The 25,894-nt window shown below is 33.5% G+C and carries 18 protein-coding genes and 1 pseudogene; all 19 read right to left on the bottom strand.

Annotated features, from left to right (window positions below):
- Positions 1–43: 43 nt before the first annotated feature.
- Complete coding sequence (gene atpD / locus FLP_RS23910) at positions 44–1,555, bottom strand: F0F1 ATP synthase subunit beta (protein WP_047777068.1); 1,512 nt, start codon at positions 1,553–1,555, stop codon at positions 44–46.
- A 232-nt stretch (positions 1,556–1,787) separates the two neighbouring features.
- Complete coding sequence (locus FLP_RS23905) at positions 1,788–3,353, bottom strand: G-D-S-L family lipolytic protein (RefSeq protein ID WP_065451982.1); 1,566 nt, start codon at positions 3,351–3,353, stop codon at positions 1,788–1,790.
- Positions 3,354–3,440: 87 nt separating this feature from the next.
- Positions 3,441–6,257, bottom strand: a complete 2,817-nt coding sequence (locus FLP_RS23900; protein WP_065451981.1) for a TonB-dependent receptor — start codon at positions 6,255–6,257, stop codon at positions 3,441–3,443.
- A 305-nt stretch (positions 6,258–6,562) separates the two neighbouring features.
- Positions 6,563–7,273, bottom strand: coding sequence for a tail fiber protein (locus tag FLP_RS23895; protein WP_123921697.1), 711 nt, complete (start codon positions 7,271–7,273; stop codon positions 6,563–6,565).
- Positions 7,224–7,460 (bottom strand): hypothetical protein, encoded by a 237-nt coding sequence (locus FLP_RS23890; protein ID WP_065451979.1) that lies wholly within the window; start codon positions 7,458–7,460, stop codon positions 7,224–7,226. The genes FLP_RS23895 and FLP_RS23890 overlap by 50 nt, the downstream gene beginning before the upstream one ends.
- Before the next feature lie 3 nt (positions 7,461–7,463).
- A complete protein-coding gene (locus tag FLP_RS25620; RefSeq protein WP_065451978.1) occupies positions 7,464–8,150 on the bottom strand; it encodes a hypothetical protein in 687 nt (228 codons plus the stop codon).
- A 3-nt stretch (positions 8,151–8,153) separates the two neighbouring features.
- Complete coding sequence (locus tag FLP_RS25810) at positions 8,154–8,927, bottom strand: hypothetical protein (RefSeq protein WP_244894303.1); 774 nt, start codon at positions 8,925–8,927, stop codon at positions 8,154–8,156.
- An 8-nt stretch (positions 8,928–8,935) separates the two neighbouring features.
- Positions 8,936–9,595, bottom strand: a complete 660-nt coding sequence (locus FLP_RS23875) for a hypothetical protein (protein ID WP_065451977.1) — start codon at positions 9,593–9,595, stop codon at positions 8,936–8,938.
- A gap of 52 nt (positions 9,596–9,647) precedes the next feature.
- Positions 9,648–10,679, bottom strand: a complete 1,032-nt coding sequence (locus tag FLP_RS23870; RefSeq protein ID WP_065451976.1) for a hypothetical protein — start codon at positions 10,677–10,679, stop codon at positions 9,648–9,650.
- A 325-nt stretch (positions 10,680–11,004) separates the two neighbouring features.
- Positions 11,005–11,664, bottom strand: coding sequence for a hypothetical protein (locus FLP_RS23865; RefSeq protein WP_123921696.1), 660 nt, complete (start codon positions 11,662–11,664; stop codon positions 11,005–11,007).
- Positions 11,665–11,676: 12 nt separating this feature from the next.
- A complete protein-coding gene (locus FLP_RS23860) occupies positions 11,677–12,093 on the bottom strand; it encodes a hypothetical protein (RefSeq protein WP_065451974.1) in 417 nt (138 codons plus the stop codon).
- Between the two features lie 60 nt (positions 12,094–12,153).
- Positions 12,154–12,600, bottom strand: coding sequence for a transposase (locus tag FLP_RS23855; RefSeq protein WP_342341558.1), 447 nt, complete (start codon positions 12,598–12,600; stop codon positions 12,154–12,156).
- A gap of 798 nt (positions 12,601–13,398) precedes the next feature.
- Positions 13,399–13,940: pseudogene (locus FLP_RS23845) on the bottom strand (REP-associated tyrosine transposase).
- Between the two features lie 272 nt (positions 13,941–14,212).
- Complete coding sequence (locus FLP_RS23840; protein WP_065451972.1) at positions 14,213–14,611, bottom strand: hypothetical protein; 399 nt, start codon at positions 14,609–14,611, stop codon at positions 14,213–14,215.
- Between the two features lie 4 nt (positions 14,612–14,615).
- Positions 14,616–20,891 (bottom strand): RHS repeat-associated core domain-containing protein, encoded by a 6,276-nt coding sequence (locus tag FLP_RS23835; protein WP_065451971.1) that lies wholly within the window; start codon positions 20,889–20,891, stop codon positions 14,616–14,618.
- Positions 20,892–20,896: 5 nt separating this feature from the next.
- Complete coding sequence (locus FLP_RS23830) at positions 20,897–21,352, bottom strand: T9SS type A sorting domain-containing protein (protein ID WP_065451970.1); 456 nt, start codon at positions 21,350–21,352, stop codon at positions 20,897–20,899.
- A gap of 139 nt (positions 21,353–21,491) precedes the next feature.
- Positions 21,492–23,342, bottom strand: a complete 1,851-nt coding sequence (glmS, locus tag FLP_RS23825; protein WP_065451969.1) for a glutamine--fructose-6-phosphate transaminase (isomerizing) — start codon at positions 23,340–23,342, stop codon at positions 21,492–21,494.
- Between the two features lie 10 nt (positions 23,343–23,352).
- A complete protein-coding gene (bamH, locus tag FLP_RS23820; protein ID WP_065451968.1) occupies positions 23,353–25,050 on the bottom strand; it encodes a BamH family beta-barrel-assembly machinery protein in 1,698 nt (565 codons plus the stop codon).
- A 21-nt stretch (positions 25,051–25,071) separates the two neighbouring features.
- Positions 25,072–25,878, bottom strand: coding sequence for a glycogen/starch synthase (locus tag FLP_RS23815; protein WP_056248169.1), 807 nt, complete (start codon positions 25,876–25,878; stop codon positions 25,072–25,074).
- Positions 25,879–25,894: the final 16 nt, after the last annotated feature.

The following is a 25,894-nucleotide window of genomic DNA, read 5'->3' as shown; positions in this document are numbered from 1 at the left end:
CTTTGCTAAACTCATAACTCATAACTCATAACTTAAAACTATATTAAGCTTCAGCCAACATTTTTTCTCCAGCTTCGATAGCATCCTGGATAGAACCTTTCAAGTTGAAAGCTGCTTCAGGAAGATGATCTAACTCACCGTCGATAATCATGTTAAATCCTTTGATAGTATCTTTAATGTCAACCAAAACTCCAGGAATACCTGTAAATTGCTCCGCTACGTGGAAAGGTTGAGATAAGAAACGTTGAACACGACGTGCTCTTGATACTGATAATTTATCTTCTTCAGATAACTCTTCCATACCAAGGATCGCGATAATATCTTGCAATTGTTTGTATTTTTGAAGAATCTCTTTTACTCTTTGTGCACAGTCGTAGTGCTCATTTCCTAAAATTTGAGGAGTCAAAATTCTTGAAGTAGAATCTAACGGGTCAACCGCTGGATAAATACCTAACTCAGCAATTTTACGAGACAATACAGTTGTAGCATCTAAGTGAGCAAACGTTGTTGCCGGTGCCGGGTCAGTTAAGTCATCCGCAGGAACGTAAACCGCCTGTACAGATGTAATAGATCCTTTGTTTGTAGATGTAATACGCTCTTGCATAGCTCCCATCTCTGTTGCCAAAGTTGGTTGGTATCCTACTGCAGAAGGCATACGACCTAAAAGTGCTGATACTTCAGAACCTGCTTGTGTAAAACGGAAGATGTTATCAACGAAAAACAATACGTCTTTACCTTGATCAGTTCCAGCTCCATCACGGAAATACTCAGCGATAGATAATCCTGAAAGTGCTACACGAGCACGAGCTCCAGGAGGCTCATTCATTTGTCCGAAAACGAAAGTAGCTTTAGACTCTCTCATTCCTGGCATATCTACTTTAGATAAATCCCATCCTCCATTTTCCATAGAGTGCATGAAATCATCACCATATTTAATAATTCCTGACTCTAACATCTCACGAAGTAAGTCATTTCCTTCACGTGTTCTTTCACCTACTCCTGCGAATACTGAAAGTCCACCGTGACCTTTTGCAATATTGTTGATCAACTCCTGAATCAATACTGTTTTACCAACACCTGCACCACCAAACAATCCAATTTTACCCCCTTTTGCGTAAGGCTCAATCAAATCGATTACTTTAATACCTGTGAATAAAACTTCTGATGAAGTTGATAAATCTTCAAATTTAGGCGCTTGTCTGTGAATAGACAAACCGTTTTCTCCTGTTTTTGGCAAGTTTCCTAAACCATCAATTGCATCTCCAATTACATTGAATAATCTTCCATATACATCTGGACCGATTGGCATTTGAATTGGATTTCCAGTTCCAACTACCTCATATCCTCTTGACAAACCATCTGTAGAGTCCATAGAAATGGTACGCACAGTGTTTTCACCGATGTGAGATTGTACTTCTAGAACTAACAATGTTCCGTCTTTTTTAGTGATTTCTAGTGAATCATAAATTTTTGGAAGTTCAACATCTTTACCGTTGAAAACTACGTCAACTACTGGTCCAATGATTTGAGCAACTTTTCCTATTACTTTTGACATTACTTATGTGTTTATTAAATAGCTATTTAGGTTTATCGAAAATACCTCTTTTTTCAAAGCGCAAAGATAAATTTTTAAAATATAAAATCAATATTTTTTTTATAAAAAATACTACGATTTTGTTTGATTCTTAAATTCAGGGCTTCAAATAGCTAAAAGAGCAATTTTTAATTAAATAAAAAAAGCCACTACATGTTCAAAATGAGTGGCTTTTAACTAAAAAAAACTAATGTTATTGAATTGTAAGTGGATATTGAATTGGATATGACCCCAAATCTACGTGACGCAACGTTGAACCGTATTTGGCATTGATCGCATCTATAAAAATATTAGCAATCAAACCATACCCTCTTGGACTTGGATGCACACCATCAAGTGAAAACGCCCCTCCTACAGCATACGAAGATGTCATTGTGAAATTTCCAAAACGAATTCCTCCACTGGATAACTTTGTCATTACACCTTTTGTATCTACAAAAGCCAATCCTTTTGCATCTGCAGCAGCAGCAATTATTACATTATAAGCATCTGTTGCTACTCTAATTTCCTCAATTTCAGTCGGAATCAATACATGTTTATCCTGTAACGGAAATGATACTCCAAATGCATTTAATGGATATGGAGGCGCAATTCCCACACCAGAATTAAGAGCATCTGGCGCTGTACCAATGGCGGCTCTTGTAGTTAACAACATTAAATCTGTAGCCTTAGCTTGTCTTGCCTGACCAAATATTGCACCATAAAAAGCAGCAGTCTGCGCTCCTAATGTTGGAGCAAATATCGAGGCTAACTGAGTACCCAGATTAGGTAATGTCTCATCTTTCATTAATACCGGACTGGTAGAAGTTTCAGACAATAAATTGATTCTGTCTCCCGCACCAAGAGCTGTTAAGGCTGCTTTTAGCGGACCATATAATTGTGCATTAAGCAATTTAATCGTCGCCAAACCAACTGCTTCATTCTCTTTTCCAATTGATTTTGCGGTAAGCGGATTGTAAGGCACTGTTGTAAAATGCGGCAATGTTGTAATGTAGGGTAAATTTGCCACTACTCCTTTTGCACCATTAGCAGTTAAAGTATTAACAAGCGTATTATATGCAAAATTAAAAGTTGCCGTTGGCGTAATATCATCTCCCAAAACAGGATCCTGAGAAGTAGGTACACCACCATTTGTAGCATAACCCAAAACATCATTACCTCCTATAAACAAAGAAAAAAATGTAGGAGCCTGAGCCATAGCATCAGCTAAAACACTTGTGGTAGGTGAAGAAGAAAAACGTGCAAAATATGGATTTGCTGTCGCAGGTGTCGCAAAAACACCGGCAAGATTACCGTATCCAGGAGCCAGTAAATGAAAACTTTTAGCACCCGGAATACCCATATTACTAAAAGAACCCGTTAAGCGTGCAGTTATCGCCGTACCGGAAACTCCCGGAACATTAACAGGGCTTCTTGTAACAGGCTCAAAAATAAACCTGGTTGGAAATTTTGGAATCTGCGCACCGCCGGAAGAAAAACCTCCAATATTATCCAGCATGTAAGGAGTTGTAAAAGCGCCTCCGCCAGCAGCCGCAAATTGTTGCGACAATATATTGGTATATGCATTACTCTGGCCTTTTGCAAACAACGCTCCATCACTGTAACCTGCAGCAAAAGAATCGCCAAGCGCTACATATTTAGTAAAAACCGCTGATCCGGGAACAACAGGCACCTCTGCAGGAGTATCACTGCTGTCATCATTATTACATGCTACTACAATTAAAGAAACCAATAATAGCCATTTTATATTTTTTTTCATGTTATTAACTTTTAATTTATTAGCTCTTTCTTATTTAACAAAATCATAAAAGAAAGAAAAATATTTTGATCAAATCATCATTTTCAATTACGGATTAATCACCCATGAAGCAAACCACATCTGACCAATCATACCTGCACCTACTACCTGAAGATAATCTTTTCCGAAAAGATTTGTTGCCCCAACTTTTATAACAGATTTTAATTTTGGAATACCATAATTAATCTGAGCATCAAGCACTGTGTTTTCCGGAATCATACCATCTCCAAAAGAAGATTGCCATAAATATTCTGTGTTCCATCTTACATTAACATTAAACCCTAAGTTTTTAGCCACTTTAGCATTTCCAAAAGACCCTTTAATTCTATGTTTTGGAGTATTAAATCCTGCAACAAAACTTGGATCTTCTGTTTGGTCAAAATCAAATTGAGCATAATTATAGTTCACTCCTAACTCAAAGTCTTTGTATACTTTTTTAGACAAACCAACACCAAAACCTAATGACGTGATTTGAGCAGTAGTATTGGTATAAATTTGATAAACTCTTCTATCTCCAAAAGCCAAAGCAGCATAACCTAACTGAACACTTGCATCTGCAGGATTAGTTCCTACTGTTCCGTAATAAGGCGTAATAACCCTTGAAGTATTCATAAAGTCATTATAAATATTATAATACGCATTAATGTCAATCGACAAATCATTCTGCACTACTGTACGATATCCTACTTCAAAAGCGTGCACCTGTTCTGGCTTTACCAAACTAGGGTTTGCAACTTTAAGATCAGCAGGATTTGAAGAAGCGGCAAATGCCTGAACAGAAGTTAATGTGTACGAATTTTCATAAGCACTACGTCCTGATAAGTTCACTGTTGCTCCTATCCCGGCACCCGGTATAGCCTGACCAGCAAGACTCACGGGCTGTGTTTCCTGAAAACGATCTAAATTATCCGGCGCAGAACCTACTAATGCAAAAGGTCCTAAATCTAAACCAATATATTGATCCTGAGTGGTTGGGTTACGGAAACCTGTTTGATAAGATGCCCTGAAATTATGTCTTTTTGATTCTCCTGCAGAATATACGAAAGAGACTCTTGGCGAAACATTTCCATCAAAATTCTGGCTTTTGTCATAACGAATAGATCCTGTAAATTTCAATCTGTCGTCCATCCATTTTTTTTGCAATTGAGCATAAGCCCCATATTCTTTATATTCGATTGGACCATCATAATCTGTAAAGATTGTTCCTTCTGAATCCATTATATATTTTCTCCATGAACCACCAACCTGAATTTCAGCAAATTTGATAACATCTCTTAAATTATAATTCACATCTGAATGATATAATTTTGAATGATCAATAAATTTAGCTCCCTGAGTTAAATCAGGATTAGAAATAACGGTTGCCAATGCATTATTGAATTGCGCGGAACCCGGTTCAAATCTGGCCGATCTTGGCGCACTTGGATTAAGCGGATCAATATTTGGCACCAATGGTAAATTTGGAGAAACATTATAATCAGCAAAATTTCGAGCATAATTAGAAGCGTCGTTTGCATTAAGACCAAGTACCGCAGAAGACAATTGATATGCCGTTCCGTAATCTGTAAACCAGTTTTTATCTGATTTTGCCAATCTGTTTACATTCCATCCCGCAAATCTCATGTCATAAGAATTTCCGGCATCTTCGCTTGTAAAATAAACTCTTCCAAAAAAGTTTTTCCCTTTTATTTCAAATTTTCCCTGCTGCATTAAGAAATCCTTCAAAGCATATCTGTTTGCTCCTTGATAAATTGTGCTTCCTGTACCAATTTTGTATTGCAATATAATTTCGGTATCATCTGCCCAAGGCTTAATATGAGCACTAAAATCGGCCTTCATACTTTTAACTTTATTATCAGTTAAATCCTGCTCACGATATCCTGTTCTACTAACCTGTCCAACATTTGGGATAAAGGTTGTAATTTCATCTCCATAGATATTTAAACCATCATAATTTGAATTATTGGCATGCCCAACAGAACCGCCGGTCATACTTCTGTTATCTGCCGCAATCCACTCAGAAGCCTCCATATAAGTGAAATTTGCTTTTAATGCAAAATGCTTGGTAAATGCTTTTGCTGCCCTGATTCCAAAATCATTGTAGTCATTTGTACCGGCAGCATCCTGACTCGTTTGCCCGTATTTGTAGTAAACGCTTATTCCTTCATTAGTAAAAGGACTCTTACTGCTCATAAACATAATACCATTAAATGCATTTGCGCCATATAAAGCAGAAGACGCTCCAGGTAAAAGCTCTACACTAGCCACATCAATATCAGAAATACCAATTAAGTTCCCTAATACAAAATTCAAGGCTGGTGATGAATTATCCATTCCGTCTACTAACTGCATAAAACGCGTATTTGCCACTGAAGCAAAACCACGTGTATTGATCGATTTGAAAGAAATACTACTGGTATTAAAATTAACCTCTTTCAAGTTTTCCAAGCCATCATAAAAAGTAGCTGCTGTTGTATTTTTAATCTCCTGAAGTCCCATTCTTTCAATAGTAACCGGAGATTCAATTACACGCTCCGGAGTTCTGGAAGCTGAAACAACAATTTCATCTAATTTTGTTTCTTCATCTTTCAAAACCACACTAATGTTTTGATTTGCCGAAGTAACATTAATCGTTTTACTTTCGAAACCAACTGCTGATACTTTGATCGTAAAAGGCGGTTTAGCAGAAGTATTTAATTTAAAAGAGCCATCAAAATCAGTAGAAGTTCCGGTAGAACTTCCTACTAAATTAACATTAGCACCAGGAATAGATTGTTTGTTACTATCAGTAACAGAACCTGTAATTGTATTCTGCGCAAAGGATATTCCGCTGAAAAACAACATAATTAGCAAATACACTCTCATTTGGATTTGTTTTTGGTTAGTTTATATAGCCAAAATACAAATATTTTTGATATTAATAAAAAAATGTTAAAAAAAATAAATATTCTATATTAATTTAGTTACAATTTTAACTTTTTATCAATTACATTTATTAAATTAAAATCAAATTTATCATGCGAATTTATCAAAATACTATGCATACATATAAATTATACATAATTTTTTAAGGATTTAGTAAAAATTGGGAGACTGAAAAATTAATCTGATAATAAAAAAAAGCGAGATCTAAATCTCGCTTTTTTAACATTTAAAGAAATTTCAAAAAATTAATTAAAATTATTTTCCACTTTTTCTAATCGATTTTTTAAATTAATAATTTGTTTGTTTTGCTCAATCATATAAAGCGTCATCTCTTCTATTTTTTTTAGCAAGTCTAAATTCATTTTCGCAAGCATTAAACCGTTTTTCTCTATCTCACTTGCCGATTGTATTTCTGGCAGATGACTATTTTGTTTGATATAATCTTCGACTTCCTGCAGTGATTTTAATTTATAATCGTTAGCAAAAACATAATCAGGAACTAATCCTGCGTTAATTGTTACTTTTACTTCTTGAGCATGAATGTTTCCGGCTACTGTAAGTTTAGAATCTGGGTTTGTGGTGCCGATGCCTATGTTGCCATTATCATTTATGTGCATACGAACCTGTGGCGCATCTCCGCCTAGACTATAATTCGTCATAAATTGCAAATAAGTATCCCAATTTGCCCCTCTAAAGCTCCGAATAACAGCTGATCCTGCCGCAGCAAAATCCCAGCTTAAATCTCGAGCTGAATTTGAATTTTCAGGTGAATTTGGCCCCAAAATGCTAATAGCTTTTAATGGAGTAGGGTAACCATCTGGACTAGCCTGAATTGTTAATTTTGAAGTTGGATTTGTTGTACCTATACCAAAATTCCCAGAGTAAATAAACGACTTGTCACCATCCTTAAAATACACATCTACCAATTCTAGTTCCTCCTGTAAAATCCTCACCATAATTTAATGACAAAACATTATAATTATCATGGACAAAAGCTCTTCCTCCTGATCCTCTTGGTGCATATTGAAAACTTACATCAGCTAAGCCATTATAAAAAAATTTATTCCCATCACTTGGTGAGATAATTTGCGAAGATGCGGCAAAAGATGCAGTAATAAAAATTAAAAAAATAATCTTTTTCATATGTTAATTTTTATTATTTTTCAAAAGTTCAATTTCCTTTTTCATTTCAATCATATAAAGCGTCATTTCTTCAATTTTCTGCAACAACTTCGCATTCATTTCCCCCAGATTAATTCCATTTTTCAGAACTTCCTCTTCACTTGGAATATTTTCTAAATGACCTTTATCAGCAATATGTTTTTCGACCTCTTCAAGAGTTGGCAAATTATATTCTTTTTTAAAAACAAAATCTGACCAGCCATTCATATCTACTTTTACTTCTTGCGAGTGGATTGTGCCATTTACGTCTAGTTTATTTTTTGGGTTTATTGTGCCGATACCAACATTACCATTTGATGAGATCCTCATTCTTTCTAATAAATTGGTAATTGATGGATTATCAATATCACCTTCCCAGCCAGAATAAAAAGCTAGCGCTTTTCTTCCGTAATTTTGATCATTAACTCCTCTAAAAGCAACTCCATTATTAGTTTGATATCCACCTGTTAAAAGTAAATATGGAGTACTAGTATTATTATTACCCGTGACTGCATGAATCCTCAGTCCTGCATCAGAGTTAGAGGCATTTATCTGCAATGTTTTTTCTGGAGCATTTGTGCCAATTCCTATATTTCCAATAGCCGGAAATGTATTCTGACAAAAACCATTATGGCAAACAGACAACATTACTAATAACAATATTTTTTTCATGATTTATCTTATTTCAACTTTCTCAATTCTCTTTTCCAATAATACCTGATTACTTTTAAGACTTTCATTCTCTTTTTTCATCTCAATTAAATACAAAGTCAGCTCTTCTATTTTTTGGAGTAATTTAGCATTCATTTCACCTAAACTAATACCATTCTCCGAGACTTCCTTCTCACTTGGAATATTTTCTAAATGACCTTTTTTAGCAATATGTTTTTCAACTTCTTCAAGCGTTGGCAAATTGTATTCTTTTTTAAAGACAAAATCTGACCAGCCATTCATATCTACCTTAACTTCTTTAGAATGAATCGTACCGTTTACATCTAATTTATTTATTGGATTTACTATTCCAATCCCCAAATTACCAGATACATAATTAGTTCCTGTTCCATTAATTTTTAAATTCCCGGAAGATTCCACATTACTTTTAGAGTCTAAAAGATAACGCCAACTTTCCCAAACATCCTGACCATAAAAAGCACTTCTATACAGTATCCTTGCACCGTTCCAAGTATTATCAAAATACAACTGTGAAACTAAATGCGAGTATTTCCCACTTATCTCTAATAATGATCCATAATTAGTGGGGGCACCGACACCATTATAATTATCCCATAATTTTACAGACATAGGATTCACACCAACTCTGGGCGGACTTGTAAAATCCTTTTGATTCTCACTCCAATTCAAACTATTATGTCCTAAATTACCATCAAAGGTTTGACAGTAACAAAAAGAATTAACCATTATAATAAATAGGAACAATATTTTTTTCATAAAATTATTTATTTCAATTTTTCTTCAATTTTAGATAGCCTTTCAAGAACATTTTTAAACGATTGATTTTCTTTTTCTAACACATCAATTCTTAAAGATTGTTTATTATTCTTTTTTTCCTGCTCAATAGCATACAAAGTCAACTCCTCAATTTTCTGTAATAATTTAGCATTCATTTGTCCCAGACTAATTCCGTTTTTCAGAACTTCCTCTTCACTGGGAATATTCTCTAAATGACCTTTATCAGCAATATGTTTTTCAACTTCTTCAAGCGTTGGCAAATTGTATTCTCTTTTAAAGACAAAATCTGACCAGCCATTCATATCTACCTTAACTTCTTTTGAGTGGATTGTACCATTTACATCAAGTTTGTTCGCTGGATGCACAATTCCAATTCCTATATTACCATTTGGAGCAATTCTCATTCTACTTTGAGCAGGAATCCCAGATCCATCCCAGGTTAAAAAGCTTATTCCTTTATTATAAGTACTTCCATGAGAAGTTCCCTGTATCATCAATTCCCCATATTCATTAAAAGGAAAAGCTCCTGTCCCATTTTCAGGAAACCTTCTTGTTCTATAAATAAGCGGTGATGCCCAATATGCGTTAGTACTAGACCATGTACCACTATTTGAATCTGCTTTAGGAATTAAACTAGAAGAGCCCACTACTACATTTATAGTATTATCAGCAGAGGTAACGATTCCTATAAATATTCTTTTATTTTACTTTAGTTGTAGATGATAATTTATTTTCGAGAATCATTATTTTTTGATTCTGCTTTTCATTCTCTTTCTTCATTTCGATCATGTACAATGTCATCTCTTCAATTTTCTGCAATAGTTTCGCATTCATCTCCCCTAAATTGAGTCCGTTTTTTAAAACTTCTTCTTCGCTCGGAATATTTTCTAAATATCCTTTTTCAGCAATATGTTTTTCGACTTCTTCAAGCGTTGGCAAATTGTATTCTTTCTTAAAAACAAAGTCTGACCAGCCATCCATATCTACTTTTACTTCCTTGGAGTGGATTATGCCGTTCACATCTAATTTGTTTGTTGGGTTTATTTTACCGATACCGATATTACCTTCATTATTTATACTCACAGCTTGCTTATCTGAGCCTGAAGAAGATACGACATTAAATAGTATAGAATTATCTAGCAATCTAATATATGACCCCCCTCTTGCAGGGTTCAATAATTGCATTCCACCTTTACCATCTTTAAAATTATATACATTATTACCTATTCCTACTCCTGTGTAAGTAAGCCATGGTTCACTTGCCCAAAGTACTAAATCAGCCTGATTAGGTTCATTGCCTCCTATTTCAGAATGCAATACTATTCTAGAATCGTTATGATTACCATAGACGTACAACTTATCTAAAGGAGAGGTTGTTCCTACTCCTAAATAACCATTTATAGTTTGATTACCTATAAAATCGTTAGCTCCTTTAGTTGCTAATTCAGTCCAGGCGTTCCAAGTATTATTATCTCCATTTCTGGTTCTAAAGGAAATGCAATTACGAAAGTAATCACTACTTATTTGTGTATCATAATTATTAGCGAAACCGCCATAACTAATAAGAGAACCATTCCATGGAGTTCCAGCTGTGGCATAAGAAAAAGTATACCCCCCCTTAAAATCATCAGCAGTACCTGCAAGCCAGATATGAGAAGTTGGATTTAAATTTTGTGCAGTCAAACTAAAAATTGATAATGTTAACGCAACCGTAAATGCTATTTTTTTCATTTTTTTTATTATTCTTTTCTTTTTAATTCCTTGCTCCGCACGAATCCTTTCGTTTGGTGCACTTTACTTAAACATCAAAAATCTTAATAAGTTCTCTTTCCGGCAAAACTCTAAACTTTACAAAAACAAATCTTTATATCCATTTTTAGTAAATACGTCTAACCAACCCACAACGGCAAAACTTATAAAATACAAGCCTTCAGGATTATGAAATTTATAATTTCTACTCATTTTTTAAATATTAAACATATTTATAATATAGAAAACCTTAATCAGCATAACACTACGCTAAAGGATTCGTCCGGGAGCGGGGAAACATATTATTCTAATCAATAAATTTCATTGGTATTACATTTTCACTTTCAATTATACCATGATAAATTTTATAATTATTTTCACTTAGAGTTTTTATTACTGGCTTCGATAAAAACTTTCGACAATTTGTACTATCACTATAAATTACCATTTTAAAATGGTATTTCTTATTTTTTTCAAAATTCACAAATGAGTAATTTGAATTAGGAAAGTAATATAGAATTTCAAAATACTTTGATTCACCTTTTTTTAAGAAAAAATTATTTTTATTTATAAAGTTTTTATACTGCACAGAAATAGAATAATTCAATTCTTTTAGCTCATTTGTTTCTATATCGTGATTAATTTGCTCACAAGTAATAAATTTTTCTGTTGGCAAATATTCCTTTTGATCATATTCAGTAAAATTTTCATTTTCATCTAGAATTTGAAAAAAAATATTACTTGGCTGCAAGCCTTTGATTTTCCAAGTTAACTTAGAAAGGCTATAGGCATTAAAATAGTAATCACAATCTGTATTATTGGTGATTTTATATTCGATAATATTTTTTATCCGACCATAATCATGCTTTGAAACCAGTATTTTATCGGAAACTATTTCTAGTTTTACTTTTTCATTCTTAGAGCAAGAATACATTACAAAAATGATTAAAACTATATACACTCTCATATCCATTAAATTTTATTTACCTTCAAAATATTTTTTCATTAAATCCCTCTGCCCAAAAATAAATCCATCAACTTCTCCACCAACATTTATTTGATAATTATATGCATCCCATTCTATTAAAGATCTTAATTTAGAATAGGTACCTTCCGGACCTAATGGTCCATAAATACGTTCACCTCTAGAATAAAAGTTAGTCATAACTTGATAAGCGTGTCTATACTCATGAAATAATGAACTAACTAAACGATATATCGTTTTAGCATTTTTTTCGTATATAGTTATTCTATTGGTACTTGATAAATTATGTTCAGCCACATTATCGCTTTTTCCATCAGAAAATATAAAACTTGGTTTGCTTCCTGCCTCATATGATGTCTCAAGTCCATCCACTTTTTTATTCAATGTTCCAGTAATAAATTCTGAAGTCATTTCTGGTTTAGCATCGGGATCTAGTCCCCCGCTCCCGCACGAATCCTTTCGTGTGGCACACTATACTGAAACATCAAACATTCTAAAAACTACAACATCATCAATCAGTCCTTTTTGACCAGAATAATCGATTGCACTGCTATAAACATAATCTTCTGCTCTGTATACTAATCCTTCTTCAACAGGGTTATTGTGCACATAGTCAATCTTTTGTGGTATGACTTTATTGTTCCAAAGCTCAATTGGTTTATTGTCGTGTCGCCAAAATTGATAATGTTTTACATTAGAACTTTTATCTGCTTCTTTTTTAAAATAATCTAACAAGAATTCTTTCCTGCTTTCTTTTGGATTTTCTTGTATACTTTTTACAATTGACTGACTAGTAAACCTTTTTAGATCACCAATCAATAGTTCTGGATTTTGACCATTAATACTCCTAAAAACTAAATGCACATGATTTTTCATAATGCACCAGGCATGAATTTCTAATCCTTTCTTTTCTGGCAAAACTCTAAACTTTCCAAAAACAAATCTTTATATTCATTTCTAGTAAATACATCCAGCCAACCCACAACAGCAAAACTTATAAAACATAAGCCTTCTGGATTATGGAATTTATAATTTCCGCTCATTTTTTTACTATTAAAAATTGATAATCTGAACCTTAATAAGCAACTGCTACACGAAAGGATTCGTGCGGGAGCGGGGCCCAATGAACGCGGCTTTAACCAAAACCCTACATTCTATCAGTAAAAACTGTTAATTTCTATATGATTTCGAAATAAATTTAAAACACGATATAGCACAAATTTGTTGAAAAAATAAAATATAACAGCCGAACCCCAGACTCCCATAATTAAAATAAATAAAATAAGACAAAGACATAAAACAGAATAAAGATGAAATATAATTTACTTTATTCTGAAACAAAAAAATAACAGACAAAATTTGAATTACTAAAGCGAAAGGAAGAATAAGAACTATCGCAAGATCGATTAATTCCAAATAAGGAAATCTTAAGTGATATAGCGTGCTCATTCCATATGAATATGTATATTCAAAATAATTCATTGTAAAAACTTTCTTTTCACTTGTACCACTTATTAAAAGACCATTCATTTTATTTATGAAAAAAGGCAAAAACAATAGCAATAATCCAATAATAACAATAATTTCCCTGACTGTTTTTAAGTTAAATGAATTTAATTTCATAGTGATTTTTATTACGGTTTTAGCCAAGTTGGAATTATTTTATCAAAATTTCCCACGCTGGTGCGAGCATTTTGCTCGTGAACACAATCTAAATCAATTTATATCTATTTCTAAAACAGTCTGATCATTATCTCCATAATTTCTCGCACTACTATATTTCCAATCAACCGGATTGGTTACAAAACCTGCTTCCATTGGATTGTTATGAATATAATTTAACGTTTGCTCGAAAACTTTCACTGACCAAATTTCAATAGGTTTATTATTTTGTTGCCAGAACTGTCTATGCTTTACATTACTATTTTTCTTTCCCGCTCTTTCAAACATCCAAAGCATCCATTCTTTCATACTTTCTTGTGGATTTTCATCACTCGTTTTTAACATTTTTCTGGATGTAAACCCTTTAAAATCTCTTATCAACCCCGAAGGATCTCCGTTTTCTGATCTAAAGATCAAATGTATATGACTTGGCATAATACAATAACCATAAATCTCCATTCCTTTATTCTTTCTGCAATAATCCAATGACTCAACAATACTTCCAAAATATTGGTAAAAACATCAATCCAGTAAACTGTTGCAAAACTTATAAAATAAGCTCCCGTTTTATCGCCAAATTTGTATTTTCTACTCATTTATTATTTTTATTTTGCATGAGCTAACTCTCTTTGCGTTCACGAGCAAGATACTCGCGCCAGCAGGGGGGAAGTCTCCTAACTTTGCATTTTTTATTTATCAGTTCTCATAAAACCTAAACCTCTATAAGTCTCCCGACTTTTTACGAAATTGCCTTTAGAACAATAATCTTTTTCTAATACAAAACTTAATCACTTTTGGGTGCGAAGTCAGAGACATTTGCACAGCGACTATGATGAAAACTTCGTAGAGCGGAGCAATAATACCTATACTAAAAATCTATTTTAATACCCCTATTTATAAAAACTTTAAAATCTTCTTCTATTCTAATTGGATAATCACCTAATAAAAGGCTTTTTTGCGGATCTTTTTTATTATAGGCCACAATAAACTTATCATTGACATTTGGTGAAGAAGGCAATTTATAGAAAAGAGCATCGTAATTATTCACATACCTAACCTTATTCACGATATACGAATAGGTAATGGAACTAAAACGAACATTATTTCCTACTGGACCTCTATAAAAATAGACATCAATATTTCCAACTGTATAGTCGCAATCACCTAAGTCTTTTTTTATTTTATTCTTTGTCATTTCTTTTCCCCATAAAATCATAATCACACCAGTAATTATAATTAAAATGAGAATATAATTTTTTTTATCCATATTATTATCCTTTAAATTTATTTTGAGAAAAATTGTATTTATAGTTTGGAGGAATTACTGTTCTCTGTGGTATATAAACATTTGTTTGAGGAATCACTACATTTTGAGGCAAGGTTCTAACTGGAATTGATTTTAACTGTAATGATTCTAAAATAGATTGATTTTGCTTAATAACTTCTACAGGTACTTTCGTTGAATTAGGAATTTTCCTTGCTCCATCCAGGCCTCCTAATATTGCTCCTGAAACTATATTGACTGGATCGAAAGCAGCCTTACAACCTTCATTAACATTTCCTGTTAATGTCGATGTAACTAAAAAAGAAGAGATTATACTTCCAAAAACATTATTAATTCCTTCTTTTAAAATAGGATTACCAAAACCAATAATTCCATTAGGAAATATAAGACCAAGACCTTTTCCAAATCCTAAAGTTAATCCTCCTGAAACAACACCAGTACCAGTATTTGCTAAAGTAGTTCTAAAATCATCTCCATTAACGGCCGAATTCAAAAATGACTGAACCCCTGCCCCTATTACTACCCCATATGGGCCTCCATACACAGTTAAAGCACCAGAAGCCGCTCCAGAAATGGTATAACCAGCAAGTTTCCCCCATTTAATATCGGAAAACTTACCTGTACCTCCTGTAATTTTATCCCAGTTTTGATAAACGTTAACAGCAGCACTCACTACAATAATTGCAGCTACAATTAAAGGAATAATCTCACCACTTGGATCAGTATAAGCTAAAGGATTATTTAAAACATATCCATAACGATTAAAACTTTGAGTATTAAAAGGATCCTGCACAAAATTATCCGGCTGTAAAAAACGATGTAATTTAGGATCATATATACGACCATTCATATTGATAAGGCCAACACTTTGCAAATGTTCGTGTCCTGTATATCCTCTGTCTAAAATGGTTAATCCTGCCAGTACATTTCCTGCCCCATCCTGCACGCTTACTATTGCTCCCCAGGCATCAAACAGTCGTTTTTCGACAACTGTTCCTGCCTGATTCGTTATAGCAACTATTGACCCCTGACAATCTCTTTGTAAATATAAATATTCTTGGCTTATTCCGTTGCTTTTTAATACAATTGGTGCAGAGTAACCGTCTCCACCAATATAGGTAATGAACTCAAATACACCTGTTATTTTATTTTCTTTAATTTCCATACTGCCATCTGCAGAGTAGTATTTTCTTAAAGGTCTAAGTAATTTATCATCGTGTAAACCTCCGTAAAACATGGCAGTACGATCGTTACCATCATTGTAAGTAAAACTTACTTTGTCAATACCGGTTTCTTCAATTTGTACAGGGCTTTTAAATGTATTGTATGTTATATTCTGTGTTTGTCTTGCTGTATAATAAGTTAAAGCTTCTGGTTTAACGTTTATTGACACATTTTGATAAGGCTTGTCTTTTGCATAAGTATAATTTCCTAAACTGTTTTCGGTAATTCTACCCTGATCATCATACAATTGTTTTTCTTGTGCGCCTTGTGCATTTGTAAATTCTGTTAAACGATCCTGAGCATCATATTTAAAACTTTCATTTCTGTTAAACAAACTGTTTGTTCTGCTTGTTAAATTGCCTTTTCTGGCATCAAAGACAGTGTTTAATGTCAGTATGTTCGTTGATCCTGAGGTTTTATCATATTTAAACTGAGAAGCTAAACCGTAATTATCATATTCATTTGTTATGGTTGTTGGTCCATTTTGTGCATTTTTGAGCTGCCCTCTTGCATTTACGGTATTGGTTTGCCATAATATGATACTTGTGGCATTGTCTACTATTTGCCAATGCGAACCATTTTTATACGTATTTTTTATGACTTTACTGCTTGATTTTCCGCCTGCAGCTGCTGTTGAAGTTTCAGTATCTGAACGTCCAAAACCATCATAAGTAAAATCTTTGGTAAATACAGCATATGGTGTTGTCTCTACTGTTTTGCTTATTCTTTTTGAAGTGTCATAAGTAAATGAATTTAGTATTGTATTTGCTCCATTCGCTAAGTCTTCAAACTTACTACTTGTAAGCAATTTGCTCGAAGGATCGTAATAATAGGTCGTTTTAGAATTTGTATTTGTACCCGAAATTGTTTTTTGGGTTACTTTACCTACCGCATCCAAAATATAATTTGTAGTTCCGTTAGGCGTCGTCGTACTTGTTGTTTCTCCAAAGCCATTATATACATACGTGTAGGTTCCTGCAGAAGAATCAACCAATTTTGTTTTTCGTCCCCAGCCATCTTGCTCAATGGTAGTTTTTACACCAGCATAATCTGATTCTTTTAAGTTTCCATTAGCAAAATAGGCATATTTAATTGTTCCTCCCGGGGTGTCTGTCATTGAGACTACGTTTCCTATTGCATTTTTAATAGACGTTTTTGATATTGTCCCATCACTTACAGTTGTTGTTAATCCTGAATAGGTAATATCTGTCACTTTTCCTGTAAAGGCTATGTTTTGAATGACTCTTCCATAAGCATCATATTTGGTTTCACTCCATTGTGATCCAGCTGATCCAAAATAAGGTTCACTTACTTTATAGTTACGATCATAAATATCATAGACATAATCAACATAAGAGAAAGTTCCCATTATGTTTTTGCTTCCTGCTTTTATCTTTCTTCCTAAATCGTCAAATGTTTCTTCGCTTATGCTGCCATCATCTGCTGTTGATGTAACAATTGTTTTTTGTCCGCTTCGGGCATAAACGTAACTGTTTTTTTTGCCTAAATAATCAGTGGTAGTTGTTTTTTTGAACCACGAATCGTATAAGTACGAAGTAGTTAATCCATAAGGATTTGTTTCAGATTTTACTGTTCCATTTGAATAATTATAATCGAAAGATGTCGACAACCTCTCAATATCAGTACTTTTTGTTAAAAAACGTCCTGAAGGATCATATTCATAATTGGTAATTCTTGGGCTAAGCCCTGAGGCAGTTATTGTTTTTTTAGTAATGTTACCAAATGCATCATAAACGTTATCTTCTGTAATATAATCTGTATTGGTTCCTTTTTTCTTAATATTGGATAATAAATTGTTTTCATAAACATACACCTCTTCAGAGGTCAGTACATCTCCTGAAATAGTAACACTTTGATTTTTACCGGAAGGTCTCCCAACAACATAAGGTGAAACTGTAGGAGGATAATAAGCAACATCTGAAACTGTTGTTTGAACTGTTGCTCCAGACTGTTTTACTAATGTAGTCGATTTTAAAGGGTTATTATTGTCATCATAAAAAACTCTGTTTTCTGAGCTTGTATTGTCTAAACCATTAAACTGTTTTGTTGTTGTGTTTTTTATTTTGTAAACTTTATTCGGCAAAAGTTCGCTTTCGTAATTTAACAAAGATTTTGTTATAAAGCTTGAAGGTGTATTGAGAGAATTAACATTTGCATCCTCATTTATCTTTGCTGAAAAAGTACTACCAGGCTTAATCCAGGTATCAGGTTTTAAAGTAATACTTTGTGTTGCAACTAGATTATCAATTGTCGTTACTGTATAAGACCCTTCTTTCACAATTGTACTCTCCGTTTTAGTAGTGTTTGGCATCAAAGGTCTCCCAAGTCCTAATAGTGTGTAATTTTCTGTATTTGCGCCTCTTAATGTGATATCATTTTTTGCAATACTCGAAATTACACTGTCATTATCGTCATCATCATACCAATTGGTTCTTAGTGTTGATCTAAAGCCTAAGAAACCTAAGCCTTCACTATTAGAAACAGCTCCAGAATACAAAAACTGCTGTTTTTTATAAAGTTCTTTACTTTGTTTTTCTAAAAATGATACTATTTTAAAAGCAGGGACTGCTATAATATCAATGTTAGGAAAAGTTTCTGTTAGTGCTGTTGGTGTATATATAGGCTCATAAGGATCTTGCTGCAATGTTTTATACGTAATCGTTTCTTTTACTCCATTTCCATTTGTAATTCCTTTTAACAATACATCTTCGCGATTATCTTTTGGGCTTTTAAAAGATTTGATCATGTTGTCATAAATTACACTATACTCTAAATTTTGATTTACCTGATTATGATTAGTAAATACGGGTATAGGATTTCTTCCTATACCGGTAACTTCTATTTCAGAAGTAATTCGTGAGAACATAACTTCCTTACCATTAACTGATTGATTTTCAAACAAAATCAACATACTTTCTAAGGGTGTTCCAACTTTTCCCAAAGCTCCGTCTCTCGAAACGGTTACATTATTCTGGCATAAAATATCGGTCTTCCCATCGCCATTATAATCATTAGCAATGTAAGTGGTTTCCATTAACCCATAAGGATATCGCGTAACACCATCTCTACCAGTTATCATATAAGCACCTTCTTTTGCTGTCAGATATTTTATCCCGATGGTGGCATTAATTTTTTTGAAATTATTCCCCATAGAAAAATAAAAATTCCAACTGTCCTTATCCAATTCATTAGGTATAACAAAATCAATCTTTCCATCACCATTGTAATCACCTATTAAAATTGGCCTGTCAAGGGCAATCCCTGAATCAGCAGATGCATTTTGATACAATAAGGTTAATTTATTGTCTTTATTTAAAGTATATACTTTTATAAATCCAGATTCTAAAACATAGATATCAGACTTTCCATCACCATTGAAATCAGCTATATAAATTTTTGTACCATAGCCAACACTCATGGCAATATTACCTATATTATCAGGTTGATCAGCGGTAAGTCGTCTATCTAAATTGAAAAGATGAACAGTCCCACCTTGATATAACGGTCTTTGATATTCTGTTGTACGGTTTCCAAAATTACATAATGTCATATCATAGTAAAAACTTTTTTCAATTCCGATGACATCTGTAAGACCGTCTCCATTAAAATCACCACTGTAATAATCGATAGGAATATTTTCTAATACTACTCCCTTATAGTCTTTAGGATCGCAATAAGACCAATTGGATGCTTTTGTTACAGTTTTACTAAAATTATATTGTTTTTCATAATGTTTGGTAGTCGCTGAAGTAGAACCAGAACCATGCAATGAAATGATACAATTTGCATCCGTTCTTTTTACAATAGCCCACCCCTGTGGTAATAACTTATTATCTGAACTTAAAAAAGCAGCAGGGAAAATATTCTCAAAAGTACCCACATAATCTTGTTTACCACTATTAACTTTTCCTGATATAATATCAGAAAATAAAGTATACTTATCTTTTAACCCTGCCGTTTTTGAATATAAAATAATATCTGTTTTACCATCATTATCAAAATCACCAGTAATATAATCAGTATTCAAGTTATTTATCCCTGACCATCCCAGTGTTGCTTCTATATTTGCTTTAAGAGGAGTAGGACTAGTAGTATCATCATAGCTAAAAGTAGTAGGATTATAACTTTTAGTATTATCACCACTTTTTTCTGTAATAGATTTCAACCGTTGATAATTCAAAGAAGTTGTTTCTTGATCCAAAACATAATTTCTAAAACCTAATCCATTCCCAATAACGTTAATTTCTTTTAGAATTGTATTACTAATAATACTAAGACCACCTACATAAGACTGTTCAGCACGTTTCCTATCATTATATTTAAATCTAATTTCATTTATAGGTGTTGCAGTTGCAATACTACCATATTTTATAGATATTATATTTAATACATTATTAAATGAATTGTCTGATGCAGAATAATTATAGCTTATTCTCACTCCTTGAGGATTTTCCCAATATGCAATTGCCCAATCTGTTATAGAACGGGAATCAGTAGAATTACCATAATATGCTTTTGAACCGTCAGGATATTCAACAATAAAATAAGCCGGACCATAATTTGTACCATTTGGGTGAACACCATAAGATGTGACTTTTGTATTTGAGAAACTCTCTGTCTCATATACCGTTTCATTAGCCCCATAAACTCCTGAAGTTCCATTTTTCACTATTAACCTCTGCCCATCTAAAGCAAAACGATCTAAAGCATTAAAATCAACCGCATCAATTATTCCATCATGAAATTTTGTTGCTGGAATTCTAGATATTGTTGAGACTCCAGCAATATTCCACCCAAAGCCAGCTACACCATTACCGCCCTGACTGTTATACACTAAGCTAATTTGGGGACCTATGCCATTGATTCCGGGAGGAACTGCTATTGGAATTGTATAATTAGCTCCTCCTGATAAAGAAACTGACAATTGACCTTCTGTAATACCAACTTCAGAAGAAGTCTGTGCAAAACCTAAAAAGCCAAATAATAAAAAAATAAGGGTAAAGTAAAATTTTCTCATGTCGCTTATTGTTTTATGATTTTAATAGATTTTTCTCCTCCGTCCTTATACGAAAGTAAAACAAGATAAACTCCTATAGGATAACTTTGAAAAGGGATATTCAGATTATTCATTGTCGCATTTGCCGGATAGGTTCTAAGAATTTGACCTGTCAAAGAATAAACATGAATTAAAGTGACATAATTATCCTGAGTCAATTGCCATTGCAAATACAACTCTTCTTTTACAGGGTTGGGATAATATGAGATAACATCCTGAGGAGAAAATTTTAATAAGTCATCATCTGTTAGTGCCTCAATTTCTTTTATATCTTCTACGCGTTTTGCAGATACAGAACAACCAGACAAACACAAAACTCTTTCGACCTGATTTCCCGCCTGATCATAATTAAAAGTTAGCTTTTGTTGTGCATTTGCTGAGAAGCAAAACTGAAATAAAATGATAAGTAAACATCTTTTCATAATACTGATTTTAAAACATTTCCTACAAATATATATTTATATTTTAAATCTTACAAAATTTATGTTAATAAAAAATTATAGCCACAAAAAAAGCGAGACTCCTGTCTCGCTTTTTTAAATATTTATATTGAAATAAAATCTATTCTACAGTAACTGATTTTGCTAAGTTACGCGGCTGATCTACATTACAACCTCTCATTACTGCTATATAATAAGACAGCAATTGTAAAGGGATTGTTGTAATCAATGGAGACAACGCATCTGAAGTTTCAGGAATCTCGATAACATAATCAGCCAACTCACGAACCTGAGTATCACCTTTAGTTACTACAGCGATGATTTTACCGCTTCTTGATTTAATTTCTTGGATGTTACTTACAATTTTATCGTAGTGACCTTGTTTTGGTGCAATTACAATAACCGGCATATGCTCATCGATCAAAGCAATTGGACCGTGTTTCATCTCTGCAGCAGGATAACCTTCGGCATGAATATAAGAGATCTCTTTAAGCTTTAAAGCGCCTTCAAGAGCAACCGGGAAATTATAACCACGTCCCAAGTATAAGCAATTTGGAGCATCTTTAAATATTGCTGCAATTTCTTTTGCTCTGTCGTTTGTTTGTAGTGCCTCTGCTACTTTTTCAGGAATTATTTCTAATTCTTGCAAGTACGTACGGTAATCAGTATTTGACAAAGTTCCTTTTGCTTTACCTAATCGCAATGCGATCATGGTTAAAACCGTAATTTGCGTTGTAAATGCTTTTGTAGAAGCTACTCCAATTTCCGGTCCTGCGTGCGTATAAGCACCTGCATGGCTTTCTCTTGAAATAGAAGAACCCACCACATTACAAACACCAAATACAAAAGCTCCGTTTTCTTTTGCCAATTTTATAGCTGCCATTGTATCAGCCGTTTCTCCAGATTGAGAAATAGCAATAACAACATCATCTTTATTGATAATTGGGTTTCTGTATCTAAATTCAGAAGCGTATTCTACTTCAACCGGAATACGTGTAAATTCTTCAAAAATATATTCTGCTACTAAACCTGCGTGCCATGAAGTACCGCATGCTACAATTAGAATACGTTTTGCGTTTAAGAATTTTTCTAAATTATCCTCAACACCTGCCATTTGAACAATTCCTTCATTCGCATGAAGTCTTCCTCTGTAAGTATCTTTTATAACACTTGGCTGTTCGTAGATTTCTTTCAGCATGAAATGATCATAACCGCCTTTTTCAATTTGCTCCAAATTCATTTGAAGCTCCTGGATATAAGGATCTACTAAAGAGTCATCTTTAATTTTTCTAACTTTAAGAGGCTTGTGCAATCTAATGTTTGCCATTTCACCATCTTCAAGATAAATGGCATTCGAAGTATATTCGATAAAAGGCGAAGCATCAGAAGCAATAAAATATTCTCCTTCTCCAACACCAATCGCCAACGGACTACCTAATCTTGCAGCAACTATTTCATTTGGATTTTTTTTATCAAAAACAGCAATTGCATAAGCTCCTACCACTTGATTTAAAGCAATCTGAACTGCTTTACCCAATTTTATTCCTTCTTTTTTCTGAACTTCTTCAATCAAATTGACTAAAACTTCAGTATCTGTATCAGATTTAAATGTATAACCTCTTTTGATTAATTCTTCTTTAAGCGGCGCATAATTCTCAATGATTCCATTATGAATAATTACCAACTCACCTGAATTAGAAAGATGAGGATGTGAGTTTACATCATTTGGAACACCATGTGTTGCCCAACGTGTATGCCCAATTCCTATAGTTCCGTTTGTCGTAAAGCCCTCTTTTGCTTTAGCTTCAAGATCTAAAACCTTACCTTTTGTTTTACAAACTTTTATACCTGTTTCAGTATCATATAACATGACACCCGCACTATCATATCCTCTGTATTCAAGACGCTTTAATCCTTTTATAACAATAGGATAGGCATCTCTATGACCGATATATCCAACAATTCCACACATATATTATTTATTAATTTGGTTTCGTATAGTACACTTGCAACTGAAGTCTTTTTGCATAGTTAGCATCTGTTGAAGGAATATTTCCTCCAAACAATACTGTTCCTAACGGACTCATAATTGAAGCTCTTGGTACTTCTGAAAAATAATCATTTGGATTAGCCGGATCAATTAAAATTCTGTTTTTTAATTTACCTGAAGTTATCGTGTTTACATCTCCTGTTACTACCAAACCTAATTTCACATTTTTTACAGCTGCATCTTTTATTAAATTACGAACATGGCTCGTTAATCTAATTTTGTACGTTGTACCTCTCTTTGTAGTAGCGTCTACATTAATTATACCACTATAGACGATTTTATTATTAATACCATCAGTAGATCCATCTGTACTAAAATCTACAATTGGTATATTATTTACTAAATCATACAAGTAAATTCTTTTTGGCTCCCAAACTCCGGTCATTTTAGCTGCATCAATAGAGAAAACTAAATTAGCTTCATTGGCCAGCCAGTTTTTATGCTTAACATTATTTCTAATTTCATCTAATTGATCTGAAACACCGTTAGGCTTATTCACTATATTACCCTGATCATCGTAACTTAGTAAATCAGTTTTACCGAATAATTCAAGTACCGCAAGCGAACCCTGGCCTCCTCTTAAATAAAGACGTTCGTCTCCGGTTTGGTCATTTCTATTTGCTATAGCAGCAGCATAAGCAGGATCTTTAACATCATTATATAAACTGGCCGCAGCTCCGCTTAGATTAATAACCAATGTTTTATCTTCCATTGTCTCTGCAGGATCTGTAGTTATTGCAGTCTTAGCCTTATATTTGATCGTGATTTTAGCATTGCTACCTTGTTTGAAAAAATTCAAAAGCGCTAAATTCGTGGAGTTACTTCCAGATTTCTCTACTTTAAAATATAGCCCTCTAAAATAGCTCTGAAAAATAGTAGCAGAAGAAAGATTAGAAGCTGAGGCTTTAAGAATTTTATCAAAGAAATATTTCTTATTTAGATTCAGACGCATTTCTGGAGCAGTTCTAGTCGTCGTTTCTTTACCAGCATCATCTTTAGTAACTGTTACTATTTCTTTAGCATCAAAAAAGAATTTTTCATTTTGTGCCTCATCAGGATCATCATTTAGTGGCTTTCCAGTCTCAGTATTAACTAATTTATTTCCAAAAAAATCAGCATCCTGATCTGTATAATACAATTGAGCAAATTGAGAACCACCATCTATATAAGAAGAACGCATTTGAATACCAGACTCATAAACACTCAATTTAAGTTTACCATTTTCTTTATCTCCATAAATAGAATCTAAAACATAAGTATTACTACCATCAGTACCTGTACTTTTTACATGACTAAAATAAGGAACACTAAGCACTACGCTTTGAATTTCTGGTGATTCACCAATAGTTGGCGCATAATTCTCCAGAGAAACCTGACTCACAAAATTAGCTGTAGTCGCTCCAAATACAGGGTTATCATAAATACCCAAACCATTAAGTGTCAATCCGTTTGACTGAACCGGAGTTACTTCCTGATTATAAGCTAAAACATCATATTCTGTATGTTCCAGACCAAAATGATCGTCTCCGATTAAACCCTCACCAATTTCATTAAAATCTTTATCACAAGAATATAAAAGGACAACAGTTGCTACTAATAGAATTTTCTTAATAAAAGAAGTATTATACATGTTTAATAATAATGTTAAAATTTAAAGACCCATTGTTTTATAGAAATTTGTATACGCTTCAGCGAATGCATCTTTCGTGGCGAAAGGTAAAAAAGGTTTTCCTGAAGATTCTATAAATTTTGTTAAACTTGGAGATACGTTTTCAGACGCTATAATTACAGCATCAGAGTGTAATATACTAGCCTTTAACACATTTTCGTAGTTTGGCGTTTCTAAATCAGAGATTGCCTCGTGTGGCACACCATCAAATTTCACCTTATTTATCATTTCTAAATCCAGATTTTCATCAAAAGACTGTCCGTAAACAGAAGTGACAATTTTGGTTTCAGAAAACAAAGCCTCATTTTTATAATAGTGCTTCATGTAAATTGGCAGCATTGCAGCCAGCCAACCATGCACGTGAATGATATCCGGAACCCAATTTAGTTTTTTCACCGTTTCAACAACTCCTTTAGCAAAAAATATGGCTCTTTCGTCGTTATCCGGATACAAAACACCTTCCTCGTCAGCAAAGGTTGCTTTACGTTTAAAATATTCATCGTTATCAATAAAATAAACCTGAATTCTTTCTTTGGGGATTGAAGCCACCTTGATAATCAATGGCATATCTAAGTCATTCACTACCAAATTCATTCCTGAAAGTCTAATAACTTCATGTAACTGGTGTCTTCTTTCGTTGATATTTCCATATCTTGGCATGAAAATTCTTATCTGACCTCCTTGATCGTTGATCATTTTTGGAACGTCATAAGACATTAAAGAAACCTCATTTTCAGCCAAATAAGGCACGACTTCAGATGATACATATAATATCCTCTTATCTTTCATAATAGTATTTTACTTA

Origin of the sequence: Flavobacterium piscis, assembly GCF_001686925.1 — a bacterium.
Lineage (GTDB): Bacteria > Bacteroidota > Bacteroidia > Flavobacteriales > Flavobacteriaceae > Flavobacterium > Flavobacterium piscis.
The sequence above is the reverse complement of the archived record's forward strand: the minus strand, read 5'-3'. Positions and strand labels throughout refer to the sequence as shown.